This is a genomic window from Ensifer adhaerens (assembly GCF_001270265.1).
GTDB classification, from domain to species: Bacteria; Pseudomonadota; Alphaproteobacteria; order Rhizobiales; family Rhizobiaceae; genus Ensifer; species Ensifer adhaerens_B.
Genome location: NZ_LGAP01000013.1, coordinates 35270 through 60845 on the forward strand (window position 1 = coordinate 35270; position 25576 = coordinate 60845).

Here is a 25576-nt window from a genome sequence, read left to right on the forward strand (position 1 = left end):
CTCAGGTACTTGGACGATCATGACACAAAAAGCCGATATCCTGCTCGTTGACGACGACCCTGCAGAGAACCTCATTCTGCGCGGGCTGATCAAGAAGGTCAGCAATATCGAGATCGAATTGCATTATTGCCAGACGATCGAAAGCGCGCTCGAATTCCTTCGTTCGGGCAAACCGGTCTCGATGGTGTTGATGGACAACCGCCTTCAACCGCAGCGCGACTTCCGCGAAACGGTACCGGCACTCCGGCACCAGGGCTTCATCGGCCCGATCGGCGTGATCTCGGGGTCGCTCGCCGATCCCTATTTCCAGAACCTGGAAGAGTACGGCGCGGACTTCCGGATCGACAAGTCCGAGATCGATCCGACGGCAATAGAGTTCATACTGAGGGAATATCTGGCGCCGAGCTGAACGGGCGGTCGGCAGCCGCTCGGAGCGGCAAAATCATGCGGTGGGTTTAAGGGTTGCAGCGCCGAGCGTCATACTTAACACGCGGCGCTGGAAAAGCCGGATCAGGCCGCGGTCGTCTGCGGGCGCTTGGTCTCTTCGAGGCCGAGCAGGAAGTTGATCTGGGGACGGGCCTTGACCAGATCGTCGATGGTGTAGCCCTGAAGCACCTCGAAGAAGGCGTTCAAAGCCTTGCGCAGGGCGGCGTTGAGGCCGCAGCTGTCAACCAGCGGGCAATCGATTTCACCAGCCTCAAAGCACTCGGCCATCGCGAAGCTGTCTTCCGTCACCTTGACGACGTCGAACAGGGTGATTGCCGAAGCGGGTTTCGGCAGGCGGACGCCGCCGTTTCGGCCGCGAACGGTTTCAACCAGGCCAGCGCGGGTCAGCGGCTGGAGAATCTTGAACAGAAACAGCTCGGAGACGCCATAGGCCCTGGCGATTTCGGGAATGCGGCTGAGCTTGTCGCCGTTTGCAGCGCAGTACATCAACATGCGAACTGCGTAGTTCGTTTGTTTCGTCAGTCGCATCATTCGCTCCGGAATCGAGAGGTTTATCGAACCTTGATATAGGACGGATCGTAGTTTGGAACAATTCCAAAAAACCAAAAAAGTCACATCTGCTTGATCGTTAACCGTTTCCCGATTGACTGTTGGGCGGCTGCAGATCAAAAAGATGAGCGATTTTGTTAACTTAGCTCAAACCAAAAAATGGAGGAAGCCATGTCCGTTTCAAGAGCTGCAATGGGCGTATTGTCTCTCACCGCCAGCCTGCTCGCGTCCACTGCAGCCTGGGCCGATGGCGAGGTCAACATCTATTCCTATCGTCAGCCCGACCTGATCAAGCCGCTGCTCGATGCCTTCACCAAGGAAACCGGCATCACGACAAACGTGCTGTTCCTCGACAAGGGCCTCGTCGAGCGCATCCAGGCCGAAGGCGCCAACTCGCCGGCGGACGTGATCCTCACCGTCGACATCAGCCGCCTCACCGAAGCCAAGGACGCGGGCGTGACGCAGCCGGTCGCCAATGAGACGATCAACAAGGACATCCCGGCACACTTCCGCGACCCGGATGGCAACTGGTTCGGCCTGACCACCCGCGGTCGCGTCGTCTACGCCTCCAAGGACCGCGTCGCCGAAAACGACATCACCTATGAGGACCTCGCCGATCCGAAGTGGAAGGGCAAGATCTGCACCCGTGATGGCCAGCACTCCTACAATATCGGCCTGTTCGCCTCGATGATCGCCCACAACGGCGAAGCCGAGACCGAGAAGTGGCTGACCGGCCTGAAGAACAATCTGGCGAAGAAGCCCGACGGCGGTGATCGCGACCAGGCCAAGGCGATCCTCGCCGGCGAGTGCGACCTCGCACTCGGCAACACCTACTACGTCGGTCTGATGCTGACCAACGAGAAGGAGCCGGAGCAGAAGGAATGGGCAGCAGCCATCAAGGTGCTCTTCCCGAACGCCAAGGACCGTGGCACGCATGTGAACATTTCGGGCATGGCGCTCGCCAAGAACGCTCCGAACAAGGACAACGCGCTGAAGCTGATGGAATTCCTGTCGGAAGGCGAAGCGCAGAAAATCTACGCCGAGCAGGTCTACGAATATCCGGTGCTGCCGGGTGCCGAGCCCTCCGACGTGGTCAAGTCCTTCGGCACGATCAAGCCCGACGAGTTGCCGCTGGCGGACATTGCCGCCAACCGCAAGAAAGCATCCGAACTGGTCGACAAGGTCGGCTACAACGACGGTCCGCAGGACTGATTTCAGCAGTCGCATGAACTGGAAACGGCGGGCCGAGTGCCCGCCGTTTTCGTTTTGATGATGCCGTCGTACCGTGTATCGCGAAGCCGCTCGACAGGCCCGGGCGCTACTGACCTTGCGTCCTCAGTTCGCCGGCATAGTCGAGGATCGTCTTGCGTCGCTCCGGTGTTCCGGGATGGGTCGCAAGGATGCTGGTATCGGAACTGTCGCCAAGCTCCTTCTCGAGCAAGTCGAAGAACCGGGCAATCGCCGTCGGATCACGCCTGGCTTTCAGCATTAGCTCCACCGAGTGCCGATCCGCCGCCGCTTCCGCCGCACGCGAGTAGGAGAGCGACAGGAGGCCTGCGCCCTGCACGAGGATGTCTTCCGCACCGGATCCGATATCGCCGCCGATCATCATGATCAGCCCGGCGACCCCGGCGGCGCGGTAGATCTGCCGCAGACTATGTTCAAGCTCGACGTGACCGATCTCGTGCGCCAGCACGCCGACGATCATTTCCGTGTCGTCGCCGGCAAGTTCGACCAGTTCGTCGGTAACGATCAGCGTGCCGTCGGGCAGCGCGAACGCATTCGGGCCGATGGTGCCGCCCTTGCGGAAGTTGAGGCTATAGCCGCCTTCGCCACGATCGGACAGGCGCGCGATTGCCTTGAACCCGTCACGGATCTTGTCCTGGCGCTCAGCTGCCAGCGCCGACGTGTCGAGCAACGTTCGATCCATCGTCTCCAAGGTGCTTGCCGACATGATCTTCGGCACGATCGGCGGCGTCACCAGCACCGCCACTTCGACCAGCGCCGGCACGGCATAACGATAGATCGCCACACCGCAGAGCACGGTCGCCAGGACGACCGCGATCAGGCGCGGGTGAAAGCGCTCCCATTCGTGGACGAGATTGGTTTTTCCCTTCCCCTTCAGGAAACGATCCACGGCATCGTTGTCGATCGTCTCGAACAGCGAACCGTCGGGAAATTCGACACGACGCGGAATGGCACCGACACGCGCGGAAATATCGACCGCGGCAAGGGCGCCGGTTGCGAGCACGGCGCCGGCGCCGTCCAAAGCCTTGAGGCCACCGCCATCTTCGATCAGCCGCGAGGGCACCGACCGGCTGGAACCGACCGGATGCCACTCGCCAACAGCAATCTCAGTGCCGCTAGAAGCCAAAGTCGAAACCTTCGAAATCCATGAACTCCGAACCGACGGCCGAACCTTCCTGGGCGATCCGGTCGAACATCTCGCCGACATTGCCTTCGAAATGAACGCCCGTATGCTCATTGACATAACGCGCCATGCGCACGGCGGCCCAGGGACGCATAAGCCCCAGCGTGAAGAGGGTGACGATCACGTTAGTGATCGCGATCCAGGCGTAACGGGCCCGCGACAGATCGCTCGTCAGCTGATGCTTGCCGTCGAAGGTCGTCGCCGACCAGGACACGTTGCGCACGCCGGCACGATAGAACAGGGCCGCGACCCCGAAGATCGAGAAGAATGCGATGTAACCAAGGACGGCCAACGCGACCAGAGACACCTGCATTTCCGGGGTGGCCACATAGGAACCGTCGAACAGCGTCATGATCACGGCCAGATTGAGGAAGCCGACAAAGGCAATGATCAACAGGCCAGCGACGATAATGGCCGCCGACAGGAACCAGGACTTGTAGATCGCACCGACGGAAGGATCGGTCGCGAACGCTCTTTGCCCGTAACGCAGGTTGCTGCCGATGTAGCGGTAGGACCAGCGGCTGGCGAGCGGCACCAGGATGCCGAGTGTCAGGACCGAAATCACCGGACCGACGATAAAGGCGAGGAACGCACCGCCGACGCCGCCGACGAAATCGAACCGCACATTGCGGTAGCTGGTGACGCGGGCACTGAAGCGCAGGCCCCTGACAACCAGCCACGGCACGAAGGCCACCAGCAGCAGCGCAAGGATGATGCCGGCGATCGGCACGAAGGTCAGCATAACGTTGTAGAAAATCAGGTAGGCGAACACGATCACCCGGCCGATCAGGATCTGCTTGCCCTTCGCATGATATTCGAAGGCGCGCCCGAGCAGCACCGTATTGCCGTAGAAATAGCGGTTGCGGCGGACTTTTGCCCAGGCGGAATAGATGCCGAGCGTGATGATCGTCAGCAGCACGTTGACGATCCAGATGCCAAAATACTCTTTTCCGCTGCCGGTAAACGCCAGGCGGTGGAAATTGTCCGGTACCCTCTGCGTCAACGTCCCGTGCATCGACGCCGTTTCGGCCACGACCATGATAAAACCTCTCTCAATGAAATCAGCTTGCGGCGGCCCGCTAACAGACAAGCGCCGCGTTGCGACAGGATGACGTCATTTGTGAACCCAGCGAACTGTGGCTATCCCCCGGATGAGCCTTCCATGCAAAAGAACGGTCGAAATGCTTGCAATATTCGATCAAGGCGCGAATCAATTTTCCGCCGCCTCGAGCATATCAAATTAGTTGCAGTGCAAAATGGCATGCAACAGGAAGTGCCCGGCAAGCAACAAAAAAGGGCCTCCCGAAGGAGGCCCTGGAGGCGGGAGGATCTTTATCCCGTCGTTACTTCATCGTCGGTATGACGAATTCGGCACCGTCCTTGATGCCCGAGGGCCAGCGCTCGGTGATGGTCTTCGTCCTGGTCCAGAATTTGATCGAGTCCGTGCCATGCTGGTTGAGGTCGCCGAAGGACGAGGACTTCCAGCCACCGAACGAGTGGTAGGCGAGCGGAACCGGGATCGGCACGTTGACGCCGACCATGCCGATGTTGATGCGCGACGCGAAGTCGCGGGCAGCATCGCCATCGCGGGTGTAGATCGCGACGCCATTGCCGTATTCGTGCTTCATCGGCAGATCGAGGGCTTCCTCGTAGTCCTTGGCGCGGACCACCGAGAGAACCGGTCCGAAGATTTCCGTCTTGTAGATATCCATGTCAGGGGTCACATGGTCGAACAGGCAGCCGCCGATGAAGTGACCGTCCTCATAGCCCTGGAGCTTGAAGTCGCGGCCGTCGACGACGAGCTTCGCACCCTGTTCGACGCCGCTGTCGATCAGGCTCCGGATGCGCTGCTCGGCCTCCTTGGTGACGACCGGGCCCATGTCGGCCTTCTCGTCGGTATAGGGACCGATGCGCAGGCTTTCGACCATCGGCGTCAGTTTCGCGATCAGGCGGTTGGCGGTGTCCTCACCGACCGGCACGGCAACCGAAATCGCCATGCAGCGCTCGCCGGCCGAGCCGTAGCCGGCGCCCATCAGCGCGTTGGCGGCCTGGTCCATATCGGCGTCCGGCATGATGATCATGTGGTTCTTGGCGCCGCCGAAGCACTGGGCGCGCTTGCCGTTCATGGCAGCCGTGCCATAGACGTAACGGGCGATCGGGGTCGAGCCGACGAAGGATACGGCCGAGATATCGGGGTTGGTGAGGATCGCGTCGACAGCGCCCTTGTCGCCGTTGACGACGTTGAGGATGCCGGCCGGCAGACCTGCTTCGATCATCAGTTCGGCAAGGCGGACCGGAACGGACGGGTCACGCTCGGACGGCTTCAGGATGAAGGCGTTGCCGCAGGCGATCGCCGGGGCGAACATCCACATCGGGATCATGGCAGGGAAGTTGAACGGCGTGATGCCGGCGCCGATGCCGACGGCCTGGCGGATCGAATACATGTCGATGCCGGGCCCGGCACCTTCGGTGAATTCGCTCTTCTGCAGGTGCGGAATGCCGATGACGAATTCGCAGACTTCCAGGCCGCGGACGATATCGCCCTTGGCGTCGTCAATCGTCTTGCCGTGCTCGCGCGAGAGGATCTCGGCAAGCTCGTTCATGTGGGTGTTCAGAAGTTCGACGAACTTCATGAAGACGCGGGCGCGGCGCTGCGGGTTGGTGGCAGCCCACTTCGGCTGCGCGGCCTTGGCGCTTGCGACGGCAGCAGCGAGTTCCGCGTCACTTGCCAGCGCCACGGTGCCCTGCACTTCGCCCGTTGCCGGGTTGAAGATGTTGCTCTTGCGCCCGCTTGTGCCGGCGACGCGCTTGCCATCGATGAAATGACCGAGTTCGTACATGGATGTCTCCTCCTGATCTTGATTGTGGTGGCATGATCGCACTACGATTTGAACAAAGCAATTTCCGATATTCAGCAACCGTTGTGCACAAATTGAAGCCCATGAGGATCAGAAACATGAACTGGGACGACGTGAGAATGTTTCTGGCGGTCGCGCGCACCGGGCAGATCCTTGCCGCCTCCAAGCGCCTCGGCCTCAACCACGCCACGCTCAGCCGGCGGGTCACAGCTCTTGAGGAAACCCTAAAGACCCGCCTCCTGGTGCGCCGGCCGAACGGCTGCGAGCTGACGGCCGAAGGCGAGATCTTCCTGGCGGCCGCCGAGCGAATGGAAACGGAGATGCTGGCGGCGCAGTCACAGATCGGACGCATCGACACGGCGATCGCCGGCACCGTGCGCATCGGCGCGCCCGATGGATTTGGCGTCTCTTTCCTGGCGCCGCGTCTCGGCCGGCTGACGGCGCGTTATCCGGAACTGAAGCTGCAGCTCGTGCCGGTCCCCCGCTCCTTCTCGCTGTCGCAGCGCGAAGCCGATATCGCCATCACCATCGAAAGGCCGGAACAGGGCCGCCTGGTCTCCTCAAAACTCACCGACTACACGCTCGGCCTTTACGCCTCCTCGACCTATCTTGCGCAGCACGGCACGCCACAAACGATCGACGACCTCAAGCACCATCGCCGCATCGGCTATGTCGAAGACCTGATCTTCACTCCGTCGCTCAATTTCTCCGCCGAGATCATGCGCAGCTGGGACGCCGCCTTCGAGATCTCGAGCGCCACCGGCCAGACGGAAGCGGTACGCTCCAGCGCCGGCATCGGTATCCTGCACAACTACATCGCCCGGCACACGCCCGAACTCGAGCGCATCCTGCCGGACACGACCATCCGCCGCGCCTACTGGACGACCTATCATGAAAGCGCCCGCGACCTCGTCCGCGTGCGCACAGTAGTGGCGTTTCTGCAGGAACTGGTGACGGCAGAACATCAGATATTCGCCTGACCGCGCAACAGAGCCGGAGAGATCCGGGGCAATCGCGCGCCGGCGAATGTCTTTCCCCACAGAATCCAACGCGGCGGTTTCGCCGAGCGCGTTTTTCGCTGTCAATGTGCGACTTGTGAAGCTGCCGACATCAATTCTTCGGAGTTCAGCGCTTGGCACATATTTCGGCCTTGGTCCTCAACTTCCGTGAAGCTCCAGCGCACCACACCTTCTCGATCGAGCAGGAACTGGCCGACGAGCTGCATATGGCCGGGTATCCTCACCTGCTGATCGGCTTCTGTGATTTCGTACCCATCCTTCTTGCTGAGAAGGTCGTCCGCGGTCGCCGGATCCATCGGTTCAGGCAATTCATCCGGCCGATCGACCCGCATTGTCATGATCATGTCCATTCCGACCTTGCGTGGCCAGTCGGTCTCATTCTCCGTGAACTCGATGAGGGGTAAGCCGAAGGCGCGGTGTGAAGCTCGTTCCGGGTCCGATGCAGCCAGAAGACCGGGTATCGGATGATAGCGGAAATAGAGTCGCGCGCGCTCGACCGGAGTGTTGACCACCGCTAGAGAATCGACGCCTTTTTCGCGCAGGGCCGCGTTGAACTGTGCCATCGCCGCGACATGGCGTCGGCAGAACGGACACAGCAGGCCTCGAAACAAACCGACCAACAACGGGCGACGGCCGCGAAAATCATCAAGTGCGATCTTCCCCTCGCGTGAGATCGCATCCAGCACAAAGTTCGGAGCCTGGTCGCCCGGTTGTAACGGATGGCCCAGATAATGTGCAGACATGGTCAACCTCCTCGCCCGAAGGACCAATGAAGAAGAGGCAGCACGACAAGCGCTTCGAGGTCGGGCCCGTACTGGGCGCACACGTCCTGCTCCAACGCAAAAGGCTCTCGGCCTCCGCCATGTTGTCGGGGTCGAGATTAAGCGCCGCACGGCCTGACCTCGCGTCTTAGCGTACAGCCAGGATCGACCTGAGAATGGCCTCACATTGGCCGACGAGCAAGCAGTAAGCAGCGAAACGTCATCCGTGCCACGGGACGGCACGGCGGCGAGGTCGAATGGACCTCCTGATCCGCGCCTTCCCTGGTTAGATGGACACTCCGGCCTCGCGGAGTCCGCCCGCCAGTCGATCGAGCACATTGGGATCCCGGTAGGGCAAGGCCCGCCTGAGGTGATCGATGGAAAAGTTCGGGTTGACCTCGAATACCTCGTGCCAGTAGCGGCGTGCTTCCTCGTGGCGCCCGGTGCGACCATAGAGGCAGGCGAGATAAAAGCGCGTCATGTCCGATCGCGGCGCAAGCGCCAGGCGGCGCTTGAAGGCGATCTCGGCCTCGCCGAAACGGCCGAGGTTCAACAACGTCCGCCCCAGGAAATGCAGCGACAGGTCGAATTGCGGATCGAGCCGGTGCGCCCGCGTATAGAATGGCAAGGCCTCTTCGAACTGGCCTTGAAAATCCCTGATCGTGCCGAGGGCGGTATGGCCGCCGGCGGAATTGGGATCGAGTTCGATCATCCGTTGCGCGGCGCGCTCGGCGTCGTCGAAGTTCCGCATCCAACAGAGCGCCAGCGAGAGCGCATGATGGCCATGCGGCTCGTTGTCGTCGGTATCGACGGCTTTCTGGGCGAGCTCCAATGCGCGCCGGACATTGTCGACGGTCCCGCCGTTCCACCTGTTGATGTAGTCCGTCAAGGCGATGATCGAGAGCGAAGCATAGGCCGCAGCAAGCCCCGGGTCGATGGCGATCGCGCGCTCGAGCATGCTGCGCGCTTCCGAAGACGACACGGGATCGAACCGTAGGATAGCCTGGCGGGAGCGGACAAGCAGGTCGTAGGCTTCCGGATCGACCTTGCCGAGGCTCCCGCGTCGCTCTTCCTCGTCGGTTGTTAGCTTCACCTTGAGCGCGGCGACGATGGTGCGGGTCACTTCGTCCTGAACCGCGAAGATATCTTCAATTCCCCGATCGTAGCGCTCGGCCCATAGATGACCGCCGGTCGTGCCGTCGATCATCTGGGCATTGATGCGGATTCGATCAGCGGCCCGGCGCACGCTGCCTTCCAGGACATAGCGGACGCCAAGTTCCTGGCTCACCTTGCGGATATCCGGCGCCTTGCCCTTGTAGGCGAAAGAGGAGTTGCGGGCGATCACGAACAGACCGGAAACCTTTGAGAGATCCGTGATGATGTCCTCGGTGATGCCGTCGGCGAAATAACCCTGCTCCGGGTCGCCGGACATGTTGTCAAACGGCAGAACGGCTATCGATGGCTTCTTTGGAAGCTGCGGCGGGGCTTCGGTGGCAATCTTGATGGGATCGCTCGTGCGGTCGTCCGGCGACCACGTCCAGATGTGCACCGGGCGTTCGATGTTCTTGACCTCGTGATGACCGCTGTCGACGAAGTCGAGGTCGATGCGACCATGCACATATTCATGAACGCCATCCGAAATGGCCACGCTGCCAGGCCTGGCAAGCGCCTCGATGCGGGCCGCCACATTGACCCCATCGCCGTAGAGATCGCTGTCAGCGACCATGATGTCGCCCAGGTTGACGCCGACGCGAAGCACGATCGCCAGGTCTGGCGGCACGTCCTTGTTGGCGGCTGCCATGGCCCGCTGAAGTGCCGCGGCGCATTCGACGGCGTTGACGGCGCTGGAGAACTCGACGAGCACGCCGTCGCCGGTCCTCTTGAAGACGCGGCCCTGATGTGTAGCGACGAGCGGCTCCAACACCTCTTTCCATCGCGCCATGAGCTGCGTGTAGGTGCTTTTCTCGTCACGCTCCATGAGCCGGCTGTAGCCGACTACGTCAGCCGCCAAAATGGCGGCAAGCCGCCGTGTGATGGGTTCGTTGGCCATGGACAATGGCGCCTTCCTGGGGCGCCTTGCTAGCGCCCATTGGCGAAATTTTACTGGCGTCTTGCTCCCATGTCCATTCGGCTTGAAGCTGGTTGATCGATATCCAACATCGTTGCAGGGCGCGCCAACCTCCACTTGTGTGGTGCGCCGATGCAGTTCCAAAGAATGTCGGCTTCAGGGTGCGATCCGGCCCTCAGGAACGACCGGTTCGGGTCGATGGCGGAGATGGACACAGCGACGTTTGGAATTCCGCTCCTGCCTTAAAGCGGATTTTAGCGTTGGCACGACCAACCCGCACCGTCGATTGTGGTGCATTTGTCGTGCAAATGTCCAGAGAACGTCGATAGAGACGGAGCGGGTGCGCGAAAAGCGCTTAATATCAGATAGATATAAAGAGAATGGTACGGTTGGGGGGTCTCGAACCTCCGACCTCAGGTGCCACAAACCTGCGCTCTAACCAACTGAGCTACAACCGCACATACGAGCGACATCAGTCGCTTGGCGGCTCACATACGGAGACTTCCGTCGCTTTGCAAGCCTAAACTTGAGATTATCCAGTAAAAAGACCGGATGGCAAGCCACCCGGTCCCATTCATGTCCAGCGCGGCCAGGGGCCGGCGAGGATCAGGCCTTCTTGAAAGACGAGATCGCCTTTTCAGCGGCGTCCTTGCCGGGCTTTGCAACATTCTCGGCAACCTTCTTGGTTGCTTCCTGCATCGACTTGGTCTGTTCGACGGCAAGTTCAGCCTGCTTGCGGAAGAACGAGGTCTGCAGTTCGACGAATTCAGACAGCGACTTCACGCCGAGCAGCGCTTCCATGTGGGAAAGCGAGTTTTCGGCATTGGTGCGCAGGGCGTCGATGGCCTTGAGGCCGAGTTCAACGCTGCCGGTCTGGGCGCTTTCAAGCGTCGCTTCGACGGTCTTGCTTGCTTCCTCGGCAGCGGTCTTCATCTTGGAATAGGCGTCCTTCGACTGGGCCGCGCCCTTTTCCGCGAAGTCGCGGAAGTTATCGGCAACCTTTGCCGGGTCGAAAGAGGAGAAGGAAAATGCGTCGTCGGTCTTCTTGGTAGCCATGAAAGCGCTCCTTGGTGTCAGGGCCCTCATTTGAGGCGCCGTTGATTGATGCACGCTATATAATCGATACTCTTGTGCATTGCAATAAAATTGTGCAGTGCACAAAATCATCTGCGTTAACCCTTCGCACTGAAAGGGGTGAGCGAGAGACGCCGATTGCTGGACCCTCAGCCTCTCGGCGGGTATTAATAGAGTGTTAACGTACCAGCGTCCCGTCAATAGGCCCGTTCATGCCCGCAAGACAGTACCCCTTCATCGACATTGCCGTGCATGAGCGGGTGCGCGAACATTTTGCGCGCGGCGATGCGGCGATCCTGTTTTCGAGGGATCTTGGCCGCGTTCTCTGGGCCAACGATCAGGGCGCCGCGTTCTTCGGCGTCGGTTCCATCTACGACTTCATCGACATTGGCCCCAATCCGAACGACCTGTCGGTGCGCCAGTTGAAGGCGGCTGCGACGCAGCTCGTTTCGGTCGGCGACCGTCGTCAGCTTTTGATGCGTATCGCCTCAGGCTTTCGAAGCGTGCCGCTGAACACGGCGGTGGAACTGATCCGTGTCCGGCCGGACGAACTCGGCGTGCTTTTCACCGCGCCCCATTCCGGAAAACCGCTTTCGACGGAGGATCGCGCTGCGCACATGATCGCCGGCCTCGACGGCCCGGACACGCACATGGCCGTGCTCGACGCCGACGGCGCGATCGTCGCGCAGTCACCGGGTTTTGCCAATCTCGGCATGTCCGACGAGACGCGGCGCCAGCTCGTCCTGGCCGTTGCCCGCGACCACGACTGGCTGATCAAGCGGCCGGTCGCCACGGCAAAGGGACACCTGCCCGCCGCCATTGGTAAGATCGCCGACGAACCAGCACTTCATCTTCTCTTCGCGGTGGAAACCATCCTCGGCAACCTCGACCCGGATGAAGCACCGGCCGAGGCTGTGCTACCGCCGGCAGCCGTTGCGGGCGTCGTCGAGGGTGACGTTGTTACCGAGGTCGCGCCCGCTGCCGTCGAAATGGACGCAGCCATGGCCGCCGACGCTATGGAAACAGTCTACGAGCAATCGGCTCCTGGTGGCCTGGCTTCAACGGATGGGCAGATCGTCACCGAAGGCGAAATCGAGCAGCCACCTGCAGAGGCGGACGATATCGTCTCATCGACCGAGATCGAGGAAGCTTCGCGCGACCTCACCATCGACGCCGATTTCGAGACGCCGTTGGAGATGGCGACCGCCGAAACAGCCGATGAGGCCCCAGAGCAGACAGACGCCGTCGACGGCGGCGCGGAGCAATTGCCGACCGCTGAGGCAGCCCCCGTCGCCGACCTGGTGCCGGCGGAACCGTCCGAGCACGGCGACGCGGCCACTGACGCTCAGTCCGACTTCGCCTTTGCAACCGGCGGGCGGGCGGTGCGGTTCGTCTGGAAGATCGACGCGGAAGGCCAGTTCAGCGAAATCTCGGAGGAATTTGCCTCCGCCGTCGGGCCGAAGGCTGCCGACGTGATCGGCGTCAGCTTCGCCTCCCTCGCCGCGCGCTACGGCCTCGACCCCGACAACAAGATCAACGAGCTGCTGCACCGCCGCGACACCTGGTCCGGCAAGACGATCTTCTGGCCGGTGGAAGGCACGAGCCTCAAGGTTCCGGTCGACCTCGCCGCCTTGCCGACCTACTCGCGCTCGCGGGAATTCGACGGCTTCCGCGGCTTCGGCATCGTGCGCGTTGCAGACGCCGTCGAGGACGAAAACGCCAACGGTCTTTCACTCGATCGTGACGAGGGTGCGATTGAGGTGGTGGACGTGGCCGTCCCGGCTGCTGCGGATGACCTGGCAAACGCTGAAGATGCGACCAACGAGATCCCGACCGCTGGTGAGCATGAGACCGACGAGCCCTCGCTTTTTGCTGACGAGCCGCAGCCGACCGAGACAGGAACGACCGGCCAGCCTGCGGTGCCGGCCGATCCCTTCCTCGGCGAACGCCCGGCGCTTCGCATCGTCGAGACGCCTGGACGGCGGGCTTCCGACAAGATCATCGAACTCGAGCAACACCGCCCCGCCGGCTCGAGCGCGCTCACCCGCGGCGAACAGGCGGCGTTTCGCGAAATCGCGCGACAGCTCGGCGAGAATTTCGTAGCGCGCCCAGAGGCGCAGGACACCCCGTCGGACGAAGCTTCCAACGACGCCATCCAAGGCGAAACGGAACGGCAGGTATCCGAACCCGACGACGAAGCAGCTGTTGAGGCCGCGCCGACCGCGACCGGCGAGCCCGAACTCGAGACGCCAGAGGCTTCGATCGAGGTGGCCGCAGCCGAACCGCGATCCGACGACCTGGCCGAGGGGGGCATGGATCCGGCGGCGATCGCGACCGTCGGCTTCAGCGGAGAGATCCTCGACAGCCTGCCTGTCGGCCTGCTCGTGCATCTCGGCGACGACCTGCTGCACGCCAATCCGGAATTCCTGCGACTGACCGGCTACGACACTCTCGATGATTTCAAGCAGGAAGGCGGCATCGACGCGCTGTTTGCCAATGACGAAGAGATTGGCGACACCGAGCCCGACGGCACGATGACGCTGATCCGCAAGACCGGTCAGCTCGTTGCGGTGACGGCGCACCTGCATTCGATCCGCTGGGACGGCAAGAGCGCGCTGATGCTGGCGCTGGCATCGACCGAAGCCTCGCAACCCCAGGAGAGCGAAGCCAGCCAGGTTGAAGCGAGCCAGGCTCCCGTCGTCGACGAACAGGTCGACAAGCTCAAGACCGAAATCGACGAGTTGCGCTCGATCCTCGAGACGGCGACCGATGGTGTCGTCATCCTCGGACACGACGGTGATATCCGCTCGATCAACCGCTCGGCGAGCGCGCTCTTCAACTACGATGAGAGCGAAATCCGCGGCAAACCGTTTGCAGCGCTCTTTGCCCATGAGAGCCAGAAGGCGGTCATAGACTATCTGCAGGGCCTGTCCGGCCACGGCGTTGCCAGCGTGCTCAACGACGGCCGCGAAGTGATCGGCCGCGAGGCGGCAGGCGGTTTCCTGCCGCTGTTCATGACCATCGGCCGCCTGTCTGCCTCTAACGGATACTGCGCCGTCATCCGCGACATCACCCAGTGGAAGCGGACTGAGGAAGAGTTGCGCAACGCCAAGCGCGCGGCCGAGACGGCAAATGCCCACAAGACCGAGTTCCTGGCACGCGTCAGCCACGAGATCCGCACGCCGCTCAATGCGATCATCGGTTTTTCCGATATGATGGCGAGCGAGCATTTCGGCCCTGTCGGCCATCCGCGCTATATCGAATATGCCGGCGACATCGGCCGCTCCGGCCGCCATGTGCTCGATATCGTCAACGACTTGCTCGACATCTCGAAGATCGAGGCGGGCGAGATGGATTTCGACTTCGGCTCCGTCGAAATCAACGATGCGGTTTCCGAAGCGGTGTCGCTGGTGCAGCCGCAAGCAAACAGCCAGCGCGTCATCATCCGCACGTCGCTTTCGGCAGCGGTGCCGAGCGTGGTTGCCGACAGCCGCTCGATCAAGCAGATCGCGCTCAATATCCTGGCGAACGCCATCCGCTTCACGCCGTCCGGCGGCCAGATCGTGGTGTCGACCTCCTATGAGGCGAACGGCAGTGTGATCCTGCGCATCCGCGACACCGGCGTCGGCATGACGCGCGGAGAACTCGATCAGGCGATGAAGCCGTTCCGGCAGGTGACCACCGGAGGCCGCAAGCGTGGCGACGGCACCGGGCTCGGTCTTCCGCTGACCAAGGCCATGGCCGAAGCCAACCGCGCCCAGTTCGCCATTACCTCCGCACCGAACGAGGGCACATTGGTGGAAATCTCCTTCCCGTCACAACGCGTCTTGGCGAACTGAGGACAGATGCTGTAAGGAAATGTTGACTTGAGGAAGCCAGTTTGTTGGCATCCTCACGGCTATTCCTACTGCATGATCTTCTCCTTAAATCGTAGTCGATTTAAGGAGAAGATCATGCGGCGAGTTTCAAGCGTTACAGCGTCCTTAGCGCGTCATATTCGACGCGCGGCGCTGTAGCCGTTTCGCTCCGGATTCGATCGATTGCAGTCCACGTCACAAAGCCTCAAACAGCGCCGCACCGGCGCAAAAACCGGTCTTTCCCATCCGCTGCTCGCCTTGTGGGCCGGAGGCGCATCGTTGATCGTGCTGATGCCGATCCTCGCCATCGCGTGGCTCGCGATTTCAGGTGGCGGTGCAGACTGGCCGCATCTCATGCAAAACGTCATCCCGCGCGCCACGATCCGCACGTTGCTGCTGATCGGGTTGACCGGTGCGGTCACCGCCGTCGTCGGCATCCTGACGGCATGGCTGGTGGCGAGCTGTGAGTTTCCGCTGCGCCGACTGCTGTCTGCGGCCCTGGTGCTGCCGCTAGCCATTCCCGCGTATCTCGCGGCCTATGCCTTCGGCGAACTGTTCACCTTCACCGGGCCGGTGCAGGGGCTGATCCGCGCCATCTTCGGCTTCAAGACCAGCCGCGACTATTGGTTCCCCGACATCCGCTCGCTCGGCGGCGCCGTCCTGGTGCTGAGCTCGGTGCTCTATCCCTATATCTATCTGGCCTGCCGCTCGATGTTCCTGATGCAGGGGCGCGCAGCGGCTGACGTCGCCCGCACGCTCGGCGCCGGGCCGCTCAAGGTGTTCTTCCGCATCCAGATCCCGATGGCGCGACCGGCGATCATGATCGGCCTGACGCTGGTGGCGATGGAGACGCTGAACGACATCGGCGCCGTCGAATTCCTCGGCGTGCAGACGCTCACCTTCTCGATCTTCGACACTTGGCTCAACCGCGGCAGCCTTGCCGGCGCGGCGCAGATCGCCTGCATCATGCTGGTCTTCGTCATCGGCCTGATGATGATCGAGCGTGCCGCACGGCGCAGGCAGCGCTTTTCCAGCCAGAAGACGACATCCGCGGTTCATGACGCCGTCAGGCTCCCGCTTTCCGGCTGGAAGAAATGGGCCGCGACGATCGCCTGCCTGCTACCGGTTCTCTCGGGCTTTGCTGTGCCGTTCCTGATCCTCGGCAATTACGCGCTGAAGCGGCTAGATCAATTCATCGAGCCACGGCTGCTGAACGCACTCTTCCACAGTATGCTGGTTTCCGGTGCCACGGCGCTGTTCACGGTGCTGCTCGGCTTCGTGCTTGCCTATGCGGCCCGCACCGGACGCTCGCGCTTCACCGACACGGCCGGCCGCCTCGCCTCCTTCGGCTACGGCGTGCCCGGCACGGTTCTGGCGATCGGCGTGCTCTTCCCGCTGGCCGCACTCGACAATCTGGTCGACGCCGGCTTTCGCAGCACCTTCGGCATATCCACCGGCCTCATGATGACGGGAACGGGCTTTGCCATCATCTATGCCTGCACCGTACGCTTCCTCACCATGGCCGAAGGCACGCTGGAGGCCGGCTTCCAGAAGCTGTCGCCGCACCTCGACATGGCAGCACGTGCACTCGGCCGCACCGGCGGGCAGACGCTGCGCACCGTGCTTCTGCCGATGATGCGCCCTGCCGTCTTGACCGCTGCGCTGCTCGTCTTCATCGAGACCATGAAGGAACTGTCGGCGACGATCATGCTGCGCCCGTTCAACTTCAACACGCTTGCAACGCTCGTCTATGAGGACGCATCGCGTGCGAAGGTCGAGGATGCATCGGTGGCTGCGATGATCATCGTTGTTGCCGGCATGATCCCTGTGATCCTGGTTTCGAGATCGATGGAACGCCGGCCCTGACCCGGCCGACGCCAAGGCAAAAAAAGAGGTGGCTGGGAGGCCACCTCGATAATTGAATGCTAAACCAACAAATGCTCGAGAAGTAATGACATCATGTCTGCGGCGGCATCGCTGCCAGGCGCCGACCACTCATCGGCCGGCCTCAAGTTGGCCTGACCATGCGCCCCCAATCGTAAACAAGACCTTACCAGCCGATCCGACAATTTTAGGGATTTTTCAGCATGTCTGAAGGCTTGGTTAATTCCAAAAGCGCGAACAAGTTAACGCCCCTCAATTTTTGAGGGCATCGAGCCCGACGAAAAGATCGAGCGCTTCCGGGTTGGCGAGGGCCTCCTTGTTCTTGACCGGGCGTCCATGCACGACGTCGCGGACCGCCAGTTCGACGATCTTGCCGGATTTCGTGCGCGGAATATCCGCGACCGCGATGATCTTCGCCGGCACGTGGCGCGGTGATGCGCCGATCCGGATGCGGTTCCTGATCGCCTTCTCCAACTGCTCATCGAGCGAGACGCCGGATGCCATGCGCACGAACAGCACGACGCGCACGTCGTCCTCCCAATCCTGTCCAATGCAGAGTGCCTCGGCGACCTCTTCCATCTGTTCGACCTGGTTATAGATTTCCGCCGTGCCGATGCGCACGCCGCCCGGATTGAGCGTCGCGTCGGAGCGGCCATGGATGACGATGCCGCCATGCGACGTCCATTCGGCGAAATCACCGTGGCACCAGACATTGTCGAAACGTTCGAAATAGGCGGCGCGGTATTTGACGCCTTCGGGATCGTTCCAGAACATCACCGGCATCGACGGGAATGCCTTGGTGCAGACCAGTTCGCCCTTTTCACCGCGCACGGAGCGGCCCTCGTCATCCCAGACATCCATCGCCAGTCCGAGGCCCGGGCCCTGGATCTCGCCACGCCACACAGGCTTCAGCGGATTGCCGAGCACGAAGCACGAGACGATGTCGGTGCCGCCGGAAATCGAGGCAAGCTGGACGTCCGACTTGATGCCCTCATAGACGAAGGAGAAGCCTTCGGGCGACAGCGGCGAGCCGGTCGAGGTCAGAAGGCGCAGGTGGGAAAGGTCGTGGGTCTTTGCCGGCTCAAAACCGCCCTTGCGGACCGCGTCGATGTATTTTGCAGACGTGCCGAACACGGCAAAGGTTTCTTCCGCCGCATAATCGAAGAGGACGTTGCCGTCCGGATAGAACGGTGAGCCATCGAACAGGCAAAGCGTCGCGCCGACCGCCAGGCCGGAAGCGAGCCAGTTCCACATCATCCAGCCGCAGGTGGTGAAATAGAAGAGCTTCTCCCCGTCTCCAAGGCCGCAGTGGAAGCGATGCTCCTTCAGATGCTGCAGCAGCGTGCCGCCGGCCGAATGAACGATGCACTTCGGAACACCCGTGGTGCCCGAGGAGAACAGCACATAGAGCGGATGGCTGAACGGCAAGCGCTCGAAGGCGAGCGCCTTGGCTGCAAACGGAGCGGTGAAATCGTCGAGCGTCACGCCTTCGGCGATCGATGCCGCCAGTACCCTCGCTTCCCCCGCATAGGGAACGATGAGCGTCGGCACGCCCAGAGCTGCCGAGACCGCACGAACCTTGGCGTCGACGTCCTGGCGTTTGCCGTTGTACCAATAGCCGTCGCAGGCGATGAACAGTTTCGGGGCGATCTGACCGAAGCGATCAAGAACGCCCTGCTCGCCGAAATCGGGAGAACAGGACGACCAGATCGCCCCGATCGAGGCTGTCGCCAGCATGAGCGCGATCGTTTCGGGCATGTTGGGCATCATGGCGGCGACGCGGTCGCCCTTGCCGATGCCGCGCGCCTTCAGCGCCTGCTGCAGCCGCGAGACCAGCGCACGCAGATCGTCCCAGGAAAGCCGGTAGCTGACCTTGTCCTCGCCGCGGAAAACGAGCGCATCGTCGCTGCCGGCCCGCCGCAGCAGGTTCTCGGCGAAATTCAGCGACGCCTCGGGGAAGAAGCGGGCGTCGAGCATGCGATCGCCATTGATGAGAGCCGTTGCGCCACGATCGCCGATGACTTCGCAATGCTCCCAGACCGCCGTCCAGAAATCGCCGCGCTCGGCAACCGACCAGGCGTGAAACGCGTCATAATCGGCATAGCTTCTACCGAATCGCTCGCTGCACCAGGCGATGAACTGCGCCATCGGGCTGTGCTCGCGGATCTCTGGACCGGGAACCCACAAAGGTTGCTCAGACTGCATGCTTTCCTCCACTCCTACTCCACGCTCTCTATACCATGCTGCAACGCAAAATAAACAGCAGCGGAACCTGCTCCGGCGTCGCATTGGCGACATTTCCGTGTCGACCGCATTTGATTTATGCGAGCCGAAAGCCTATCCAAGCTGCGTGATCCCAAGCGATGGGCAACCAGGCGGAAATGACAAGAAAAATCCTGCATATGATGGGTGAATCACGCCCCTGGTCGCGGCTTCGCCGTCGCCATTTCCTCTGGCCGGCGGCGATCGGCATCGTGCTTGCCGTCGGATACAACGCGGCCCTGCCGCTCGTTATCTCGACGACGGACGTGCGGCCGACGATGGAGCGCATGCTCGACGCCTGGTCCGGTGGAAAGAGCAGGATAACCGGCGAGCCGGACATCCGCTTCTGGCCGAACCCGACGCTGACATTGTACGGAGCCACGATCGAGACGACCGATGGCAATCCGCGCACACTCGCCCGGATCGGCAGCATCACCGCAGCCTTCAGCCTGCTTTCAGCACTTCGCGGCGAACCGGCGCTGGAAGACATCCGCCTGATCGAACCGGTGGTGACACTGGAACGCGGCATCGACGGCGCGCTGAATTGGGAGCGACCGCGCTGGCTTGCGCCGCGCGAGCCCACCGCCGACGGCAACGACACGCCGTTCGGCGACATCACCATCGAGAACGGCCGTCTGCAGGTCTTCGACCGGACGACCAACTATGCGCGTGAATTTCCCGGCATATCCGGTACCGTGAAGTGGCCCTCCTTCGCCGGACGGCTGAATGCGCAACTGTCGACCATGATCGGCGGGCAGGCCGTGACCTGGGCGCTGGCCTGCGACGAACCGCTGACGCTTCTGGCCGGCCGCAACACGACGCTGAAGACGTCGCTGACCTCGGCGCCTCTCAACTTCTCCTTCGAAGGTGTCGGCAATCTGTCGATGAAACCCTTCGCCTCTGGCCGTCTTCAGGTTTCTACCGCATCATTGCCGGCGCTTGCCGCCTGGTTCGAGGGCAAGGCGCACGAAGGGCTGCCCGAGAGCAGCTTCAATCTCAATGCCAATGTCACGACCGGGGACGCGACGCTGAAGCTGGACGACCTGCAACTGTCGATCGGCGGCGCGACGGCGACCGGCGTGCTCGACGTTGTCGCTCCCGCCGACGACACGCCGCGCGTCGAGGGCACGCTCGCCTTCGACCGGATCGATCTCAACGGGCTGCAGCCGCTCTTCGCGCAGCTTCCGGTCGATCCCGAAGAACTTGCCAGGCACATGACGGACGCTTTCGCCCGCACATGGCGCGTCGACGTGCGCCTTTCGACACAGGAAGCGGCGATCGGCCCGCTGCGGCTCACCGATGTGGCGGCCGGCGTCATGATCGATCACGGGCGTGCGTCACTCGATATCGGCGACAGCACCTATGCCGACGGCAGGCTCAGCGGCCGCCTCGTGTTGTCGGAAGCAGGCTTGACCCGTGGCGGCAAGCTGGAGCTGGTGCTGAAGGATGCGGATCTTGCGGCGGCCGTCGCCGACTTCGGCTTCACCGGCCCGGTACCGACGGGACGCGGCAGCGTCAGTCTCGATCTCGCGACCGACCATCCGTTCTGGACGCCGCAGGCAGCCGATGCCTCCGGACGCCTGACATTGTCGCTTGCCAACGGCACACTCTCGGAGTTCGACGCCAACGCCTTCTCCGACCTGGTCCGCAAGGGTGAGTTCTTCTCGTTGTCGCAGGCCGGCAGCGGCACCTTCGATTTCCAGCGCGCCGACATCGAGGCGCGTTTCAGCGACGGATCTGCCCGGTTGAACCGCGCTATTTTTACCGGGCCGACGGGCAGCCTGTCGGTCAATGGCGTCGTCCCCTATCGCAGCGGCAGCTTGGCTCTCGCCGGAACCTTTACCGACGCCGGCAATGCGCCCCAGCGACTGCGGTTCTTCGTCGGGGGCTCCTGGCCGAACGCAGGGATCTCGCCGCTGTCCGTTCTCGGCGAGCCGAACTGAATCGGCCGGTGCTTGGAAGCACCGGCCGATCTCTTGAAAAACGGAGCTAAGCGTTAGACCGTTTCCGCTTTATGCGGAGTCGCAAAAGCGGTCTAACTCTTTGTTTTTGCGCATTTCCTAACGGAAAGCCGCATCGCACTTTTCCTGGAAAGGCTCTACTGCGCGAAAGCGGCGCGCTCGTCCTTCTCGCGTTGCGCTTCACGCTGTTTGGTCACGATCGAGGCGACGACGACGCCGATGGCGACAATACCGATGAGGATCGTGCAGATCGCGTTGATTTCAGGCGTCACCCCCAGGCGGACCTGGCTGTAGATCTTCATCGGCAGCGTGGTGGCACCAGGCCCCGTGGTGAAGCTCGAAATCACGAGATCGTCGAGCGACAGCGTGAAGGCCAGTACCCAACCGGAAAAGACGGCCGGCGCGATCACCGGCAGGGTGATCGCAAAGAAGGTCCTGACCGGGGTCGCACCAAGATCCAATGCCGCCTCTTCGATCGACTGGTCGAAGCTTAGGAGCCGCGACTGCACGACGACGGCAACGAAGCACATGGTGAAGGTGATGTGTGCAAGGGTGATCGTCCAGAAACCGCGATCAAGCCCGATGGCGACGAACAGCAGCAGCAGCGACAGACCGGTGATCACCTCGGGCATGACGAGCGGCGCATAGACCATACCGGAAAACAGCATGCGGCCGCGAAAGCGCGTGTAGCGCACCAGCGCCAAAGCCGCGAGCGTTCCGAGCACCGTCGCGCAGGTGGCCGAGATCAGCGCGACGCGGATGGTGACCCAAGCCGCATCGAGAAGCGCCTGATTGTGCCAGAGCTGCGCGTACCACTTGGTCGAAAACCCGGCCCAGACGGTGACGAGTTTCGATTCGTTGAACGAGAAGATCACCAAGAGCACGATCGGCAGGTAGAGGAAGCCGAAGCCGAGTACGATCGAGGCGATGTTGAAGCGTGACCAGTTGCCCATGACCTACCTCCCCTCGCCGTCGGCTTTGGCCTGCGCGTTCTGGAAGAACACGATCGGTATCACCAAAATCAAGAGCAGGATCGTTGCCACCGCCGAGGAGACCGGCCAATCGCGGTTGGCGTTGAACTCGTTCCAGAGCGTCTTGCCGATCATCAGCGTTTCCGATCCGCCGAGCAGATCGGGGATGACGAACTCGCCGACCGCCGGAATGAAGACCAGCAGGCAGCCGGCAACGACACCGGCGAGCGACAGCGGGAAGGTGACGCGCCAGAAGGCCGAGAACGGCGTGCAGCCGAGATCCAGCGCCGCCTCCGTCAGGGTGTGATCCATCTTCTCGAGCGACGAATAGATCGGCAGCACCATGAAAGGCAGATAGGAATAGACGATGCCGATATAGATCGCCCAATTGGTGTTGAGGATGATCAGCGGCTGGTCGATAACATTGATGCTCATCAGGAACTGATTGAGCAGTCCTTCCGGCTTCAGGATGGCGATCCAGGCGTAGACGCGGATCAGGAAGCTGGTCCAGAACGGCAGGATCACCAGCATCAGAAGCGTCGGGCGGATCGATTTCGGCGCCTTCGCCATGCCGTAGGCGATGGGGTAGGCGATCATCAGCGTCAGGATCGTCGAAATGCCGGCGATGATGACGCTCGAGACATAGGCGTTGAAATAGAGAGCGTCCTCGGTCAGCCAGACATAGTTGTCGAATGAGAACTCTCGCGCCTTCTCCATGACGCCGGAAAGGCCGCCGAACAGATCGAAGACCGGCGTATAGGGAGGCATCGCCACCGCAGTCTGCGACAACGAAATGCGAAAGACGATGAAGAAGGGAATGAGAAAGAAGAACAGCAGCCAGGCATAGGGGATGATGATGACCAGGCGGCTGAAGAGGGCTGATGCAACTCTCGCCATGGCTTCAATCCTTCAAGACGACGCCGGCGTCTTCGCCGAACGAAATCCAGACCTGCTGGTCGTAGCCGAAGGGGTCTTCGACAGCGCGCACTGCGTTCAGGGAGGACGCCTTGACGACCCTTCCATCCTTCAGCCTGACGTGAAAGACGGTCATGTCGCCGAGATAGCCGATGTCCCAGATCTCACCCTCGACGGCATTGATCGGCGCATGCGCCGGCGGCTGGCGGCTGACACGGATCTTTTCCGGGCGAATGGCGGCCGCAGCCTTGGCCCCGATGGCCGGCTTCTCCGGCGATGCCATGCGGATGGGAAAGCCGTTGCCGGTTTCAATGCGGAGATAGCCGTTTTCGGCGGCAAAGACGGTTCCGTCGAAGATGTTCACGTCGCCGATGAAGTCGGCGACGAAGCGCGAGTTCGGCGCCTCGTAGATTTCAGCCGGCGTTGCCACCTGCACGACCTTGCCATGGCTCATGACGGCAATGCGATCCGCCATCGTCATTGCCTCTTCCTGGTCGTGCGTGACCACGACGAAGGTCAGGCCGAGCTCCTGCTGCAGGTCCATCAGTTCGAACTGGGTTTCCTCGCGCAGCTTCTTGTCGAGCGCGCCCAGCGGCTCGTCGAGCAGCAGCACCTTCGGCCGCTTGGCGAGCGAGCGCGCCAGCGCGACGCGCTGACGCTGGCCGCCGGAAAGCTGGTGCGGCTTGCGTTTGGCAAACTTTTCGAGCTTCACCAGCTTGAGCATCTGGCCGACACGCTCGGCGATGTCGGCCTTCGGCATGCCGTCCTGCTTCAGGCCGAAGGCGATGTTGGTCTCAACGGTCATATGCGGAAACAGCGCATAGGACTGGAACATCATGTTGACGGGCCGCCGGTAGGGCGGAATACCGGCAAGGCTCTGGCCGTCGAGGATGATTTCGCCCGAGGTCGGCTGCTCGAAACCGGCCAGCATGCGCAGAAGCGTCGACTTTCCGCAGCCCGAGGCCCCCAGGAGCGCAAAGAATTCGCGCGTATAGATGTTGAGCGAAAGATCGTCGACGGCGGTGAAATCGCCGAACTTCTTGGTGACGTTCTTGACGGAAATGAATGGCTTGGACGCAGGATCCGCCCAGGGGGCGAAAGAGCGCCTGATACTGCCGAGTGACTTCATCATCTATCCCCGAATGATACAGCCGATGGGCACTCTCGTTTTCCCCGGTGCCCCTTTAAGAAAATTGCCCGGATTTGAGGTCCGGGCAATTCGTTTCGCTCTTACTGGCCGGTGACGACCTTTGTCCAGAGCCGGGTCAGCACCCTCTGCTCCTTCGCCTCGAACGGCGTGACAGTGAACAGTTTCTGCATCACATCATCAGTGGGATAGATGGCGGTGTCTTCGAGAACCGCCTTGTCGAGGAACTGCTGCGAGGCCTTGTTGCCGTTGGCGTAGAAGACATAATTCGACGCCTTGGCGACGACCTCCGGCTTCATCATATAGTTGAGGAACTCATGCGCCTCGGCGACATGCGAAGCGTCTGCCGGAATGGAGAGCATGTCGAACCACATCTGCGCGCCCTGCGAGGGGATCGCATAATCGACCGTCACGCCGGCCTTGGCTTCGGCCGCACGGTCGCGGGCCTGAAAGACGTCGCCGGAAAAGCCGACTGCGAGGCAGATGTCGCCGTTGGCAAGGGCGTTGATATATTCCGACGAATGAAACTTGCGGATATTGGGACGAACGCTGGCAAGCAGTTCAGCCGCCTTTTCGAGGTCCGCCGTTTCGTGGCTGTCCGGGTTGAGACCGAGATAAGCGAGCGCCGACGGCATCACATCCGTCGGGGAATCGAGAACATGGATGCCGCAATCCTTGAACTTGGCGGCCAGTTCCGGCTTGAAGATGACGTCCCAGCTGGGCTTCTCGGCGGTGCCGAGAATTTCCTTCATCTTGTCGACGTTGTAGCCGATGCCAGTGGTGCCCCACATATAGTCGACGGCGTATTCGTTGCCCGGATCGTACTTGGCCGTACGCTCCATGATCACGTCCCACATGTTGGCAAGGTTCGGAAGCTTGGACTTGTCGAGCTTCTGGAACACGCCGGCCGCGATCTGGCGCTGCAGGAACGTCGCCGTCGGGACGACGACGTCATAGCCCGAGCCGCCTGCGAGCAATTTGGTTTCAAGGATCTCGTTGGAATCGAAGACGTCGTAGACGACCTTGATGCCGGTTTCCTTGGTAAAGTCTTCCAGAATGCTGCTGTCGATGTAATCCGACCAGTTATAGACGTTGACCACCCGCTCCTGCGCCGAAGCGAGCATGGTCGAACCGGCCAGCATGACCGTCGCCATGGTTGTAACGATGAATTTGGACATACAGTTCCCTCGTTATTATCGGTCCGGACAAGGCCGCCCCGTGACACGGATCCAGGCCCATTCTGGATCGCTCCGGAGGCGAGGTTAGGCATGTTTCTCGACAACCTCAAGCGCTTTCGTGCCGGAAAGAGGCGGACATTCTCCGCCACCCTCGTTTTAGCAAGCCAAGGAAAATCGGGCACTTATGCCGGCGC

At 61.7% G+C, this 25576-nt stretch carries 18 protein-coding genes and 1 tRNA gene; 6 read left to right on the plus strand and 13 right to left on the minus strand.

Annotated features, from left to right (window positions below):
- The first annotated feature begins 19 nt into the window (after nt 1-19).
- Entirely contained in the window at nt 20-409 is a 390-nt protein-coding gene (locus tag AC244_RS19045; RefSeq protein WP_053250403.1) for a response regulator, read from the plus strand.
- Between the two features lie 101 nt (nt 410-510).
- On the opposite strand, the gene rirA is transcribed toward AC244_RS19045, so the two are convergent.
- Nucleotides 511-975, minus strand: coding sequence for an iron-responsive transcriptional regulator RirA (gene rirA, locus AC244_RS19050; protein WP_053250404.1), 465 nt, complete (start codon nt 973-975; stop codon nt 511-513).
- 213 nt (nt 976-1188) lie between these two features.
- On the opposite strand from rirA, the gene AC244_RS19055 reads away from it, so the two are divergent.
- On the plus strand, nt 1189-2208 hold the full coding sequence (locus AC244_RS19055) for a Fe(3+) ABC transporter substrate-binding protein (RefSeq protein WP_414735937.1): 1020 nt from the start codon (nt 1189-1191) through the stop codon (nt 2206-2208).
- A gap of 106 nt (nt 2209-2314) precedes the next feature.
- Here AC244_RS19055 and AC244_RS19060 read toward each other — a convergent pair whose 3' ends face one another.
- The 3 genes from AC244_RS19060 to AC244_RS19070 form a co-directional block, all read right to left on the minus strand.
- The gene (locus AC244_RS19060; protein ID WP_053250406.1) at nt 2315-3370 is read right to left on the minus strand and encodes a M48 family metallopeptidase; all 1056 of its coding nucleotides are present in this window, start codon (nt 3368-3370) and stop codon (nt 2315-2317) included.
- On the minus strand, nt 3360-4466 hold the full coding sequence (locus AC244_RS19065) for a YjgN family protein (RefSeq protein WP_082366940.1): 1107 nt from the start codon (nt 4464-4466) through the stop codon (nt 3360-3362). Before AC244_RS19065 ends, AC244_RS19060 begins: the two co-directional genes overlap by 11 nt.
- A 304-nt stretch (nt 4467-4770) precedes the next feature.
- Complete coding sequence (locus AC244_RS19070) at nt 4771-6267, minus strand: CoA-acylating methylmalonate-semialdehyde dehydrogenase (protein WP_053250407.1); 1497 nt, start codon at nt 6265-6267, stop codon at nt 4771-4773.
- A 116-nt stretch (nt 6268-6383) separates the two neighbouring features.
- Between AC244_RS19070 and AC244_RS19075 the strand changes: the two genes are divergently transcribed.
- Nucleotides 6384-7265: a LysR family transcriptional regulator gene (locus tag AC244_RS19075; protein WP_053250408.1), complete on the plus strand. Its 882-nt coding sequence runs from the start codon at nt 6384-6386 to the stop codon at nt 7263-7265.
- Between the two features lie 101 nt (nt 7266-7366).
- On the opposite strand, the gene AC244_RS19080 is transcribed toward AC244_RS19075, so the two are convergent.
- The 4 genes from AC244_RS19080 to AC244_RS19095 all read right to left on the minus strand — a co-directional run bounded on the left by AC244_RS19080 (nt 7367) and on the right by AC244_RS19095 (nt 11189).
- Nucleotides 7367-8047, minus strand: a complete 681-nt coding sequence (locus tag AC244_RS19080; protein WP_053250409.1) for a peroxiredoxin-like family protein — start codon at nt 8045-8047, stop codon at nt 7367-7369.
- Nucleotides 8048-8351: 304 nt separating this feature from the next.
- Nucleotides 8352-10115, minus strand: a complete 1764-nt coding sequence (locus AC244_RS19085) for an adenylate/guanylate cyclase domain-containing protein (RefSeq protein ID WP_053250410.1) — start codon at nt 10113-10115, stop codon at nt 8352-8354.
- A 399-nt stretch (nt 10116-10514) separates the two neighbouring features.
- Nucleotides 10515-10591: transfer RNA gene (locus AC244_RS19090), tRNA-His, on the minus strand.
- 148 nt (nt 10592-10739) lie between these two features.
- Complete coding sequence (locus tag AC244_RS19095; RefSeq protein ID WP_053250411.1) at nt 10740-11189, minus strand: phasin; 450 nt, start codon at nt 11187-11189, stop codon at nt 10740-10742.
- A gap of 230 nt (nt 11190-11419) precedes the next feature.
- On the opposite strand from AC244_RS19095, the gene AC244_RS19100 reads away from it, so the two are divergent.
- Both AC244_RS19100 and AC244_RS19105 read left to right on the plus strand, forming a co-directional pair.
- The gene (locus tag AC244_RS19100) at nt 11420-15046 is read left to right on the plus strand and encodes a PAS domain-containing sensor histidine kinase (RefSeq protein ID WP_053250412.1); all 3627 of its coding nucleotides are present in this window, start codon (nt 11420-11422) and stop codon (nt 15044-15046) included.
- Nucleotides 15047-15247: 201 nt separating this feature from the next.
- Nucleotides 15248-16930 (plus strand): ABC transporter permease, encoded by a 1683-nt coding sequence (locus AC244_RS19105; protein WP_053250413.1) that lies wholly within the window; start codon nt 15248-15250, stop codon nt 16928-16930.
- Nucleotides 16931-17200: 270 nt separating this feature from the next.
- Here the strand turns inward: AC244_RS19105 and AC244_RS19110 are convergent, their stop codons facing one another.
- Nucleotides 17201-19153 carry an acetoacetate--CoA ligase gene (locus AC244_RS19110; RefSeq protein ID WP_053250414.1) on the minus strand — a complete coding sequence of 651 codons (1953 nt, stop codon included), beginning with the start codon at nt 19151-19153 and terminating at the stop codon, nt 17201-17203.
- A gap of 176 nt (nt 19154-19329) precedes the next feature.
- Between AC244_RS19110 and AC244_RS19115 the strand changes: the two genes are divergently transcribed.
- Nucleotides 19330-21153, plus strand: coding sequence for an AsmA-like C-terminal region-containing protein (locus AC244_RS19115; RefSeq protein ID WP_053250504.1), 1824 nt, complete (start codon nt 19330-19332; stop codon nt 21151-21153).
- A gap of 155 nt (nt 21154-21308) precedes the next feature.
- Here AC244_RS19115 and AC244_RS19120 read toward each other — a convergent pair whose 3' ends face one another.
- The 4 genes from AC244_RS19120 to AC244_RS19135 form a co-directional block, all read right to left on the minus strand.
- On the minus strand, nt 21309-22124 hold the full coding sequence (locus tag AC244_RS19120; RefSeq protein WP_053250415.1) for an ABC transporter permease: 816 nt from the start codon (nt 22122-22124) through the stop codon (nt 21309-21311).
- Between the two features lie 3 nt (nt 22125-22127).
- Nucleotides 22128-23039, minus strand: coding sequence for an ABC transporter permease subunit (locus AC244_RS19125; protein WP_053250416.1), 912 nt, complete (start codon nt 23037-23039; stop codon nt 22128-22130).
- 4 nt (nt 23040-23043) lie between these two features.
- Nucleotides 23044-24186: an ABC transporter ATP-binding protein gene (locus AC244_RS19130; protein WP_053250505.1), complete on the minus strand. Its 1143-nt coding sequence runs from the start codon at nt 24184-24186 to the stop codon at nt 23044-23046.
- A gap of 101 nt (nt 24187-24287) precedes the next feature.
- The gene (locus AC244_RS19135) at nt 24288-25382 is read right to left on the minus strand and encodes a polyamine ABC transporter substrate-binding protein (RefSeq protein ID WP_053250417.1); all 1095 of its coding nucleotides are present in this window, start codon (nt 25380-25382) and stop codon (nt 24288-24290) included.
- Nucleotides 25383-25576 lie beyond the last annotated feature (194 nt).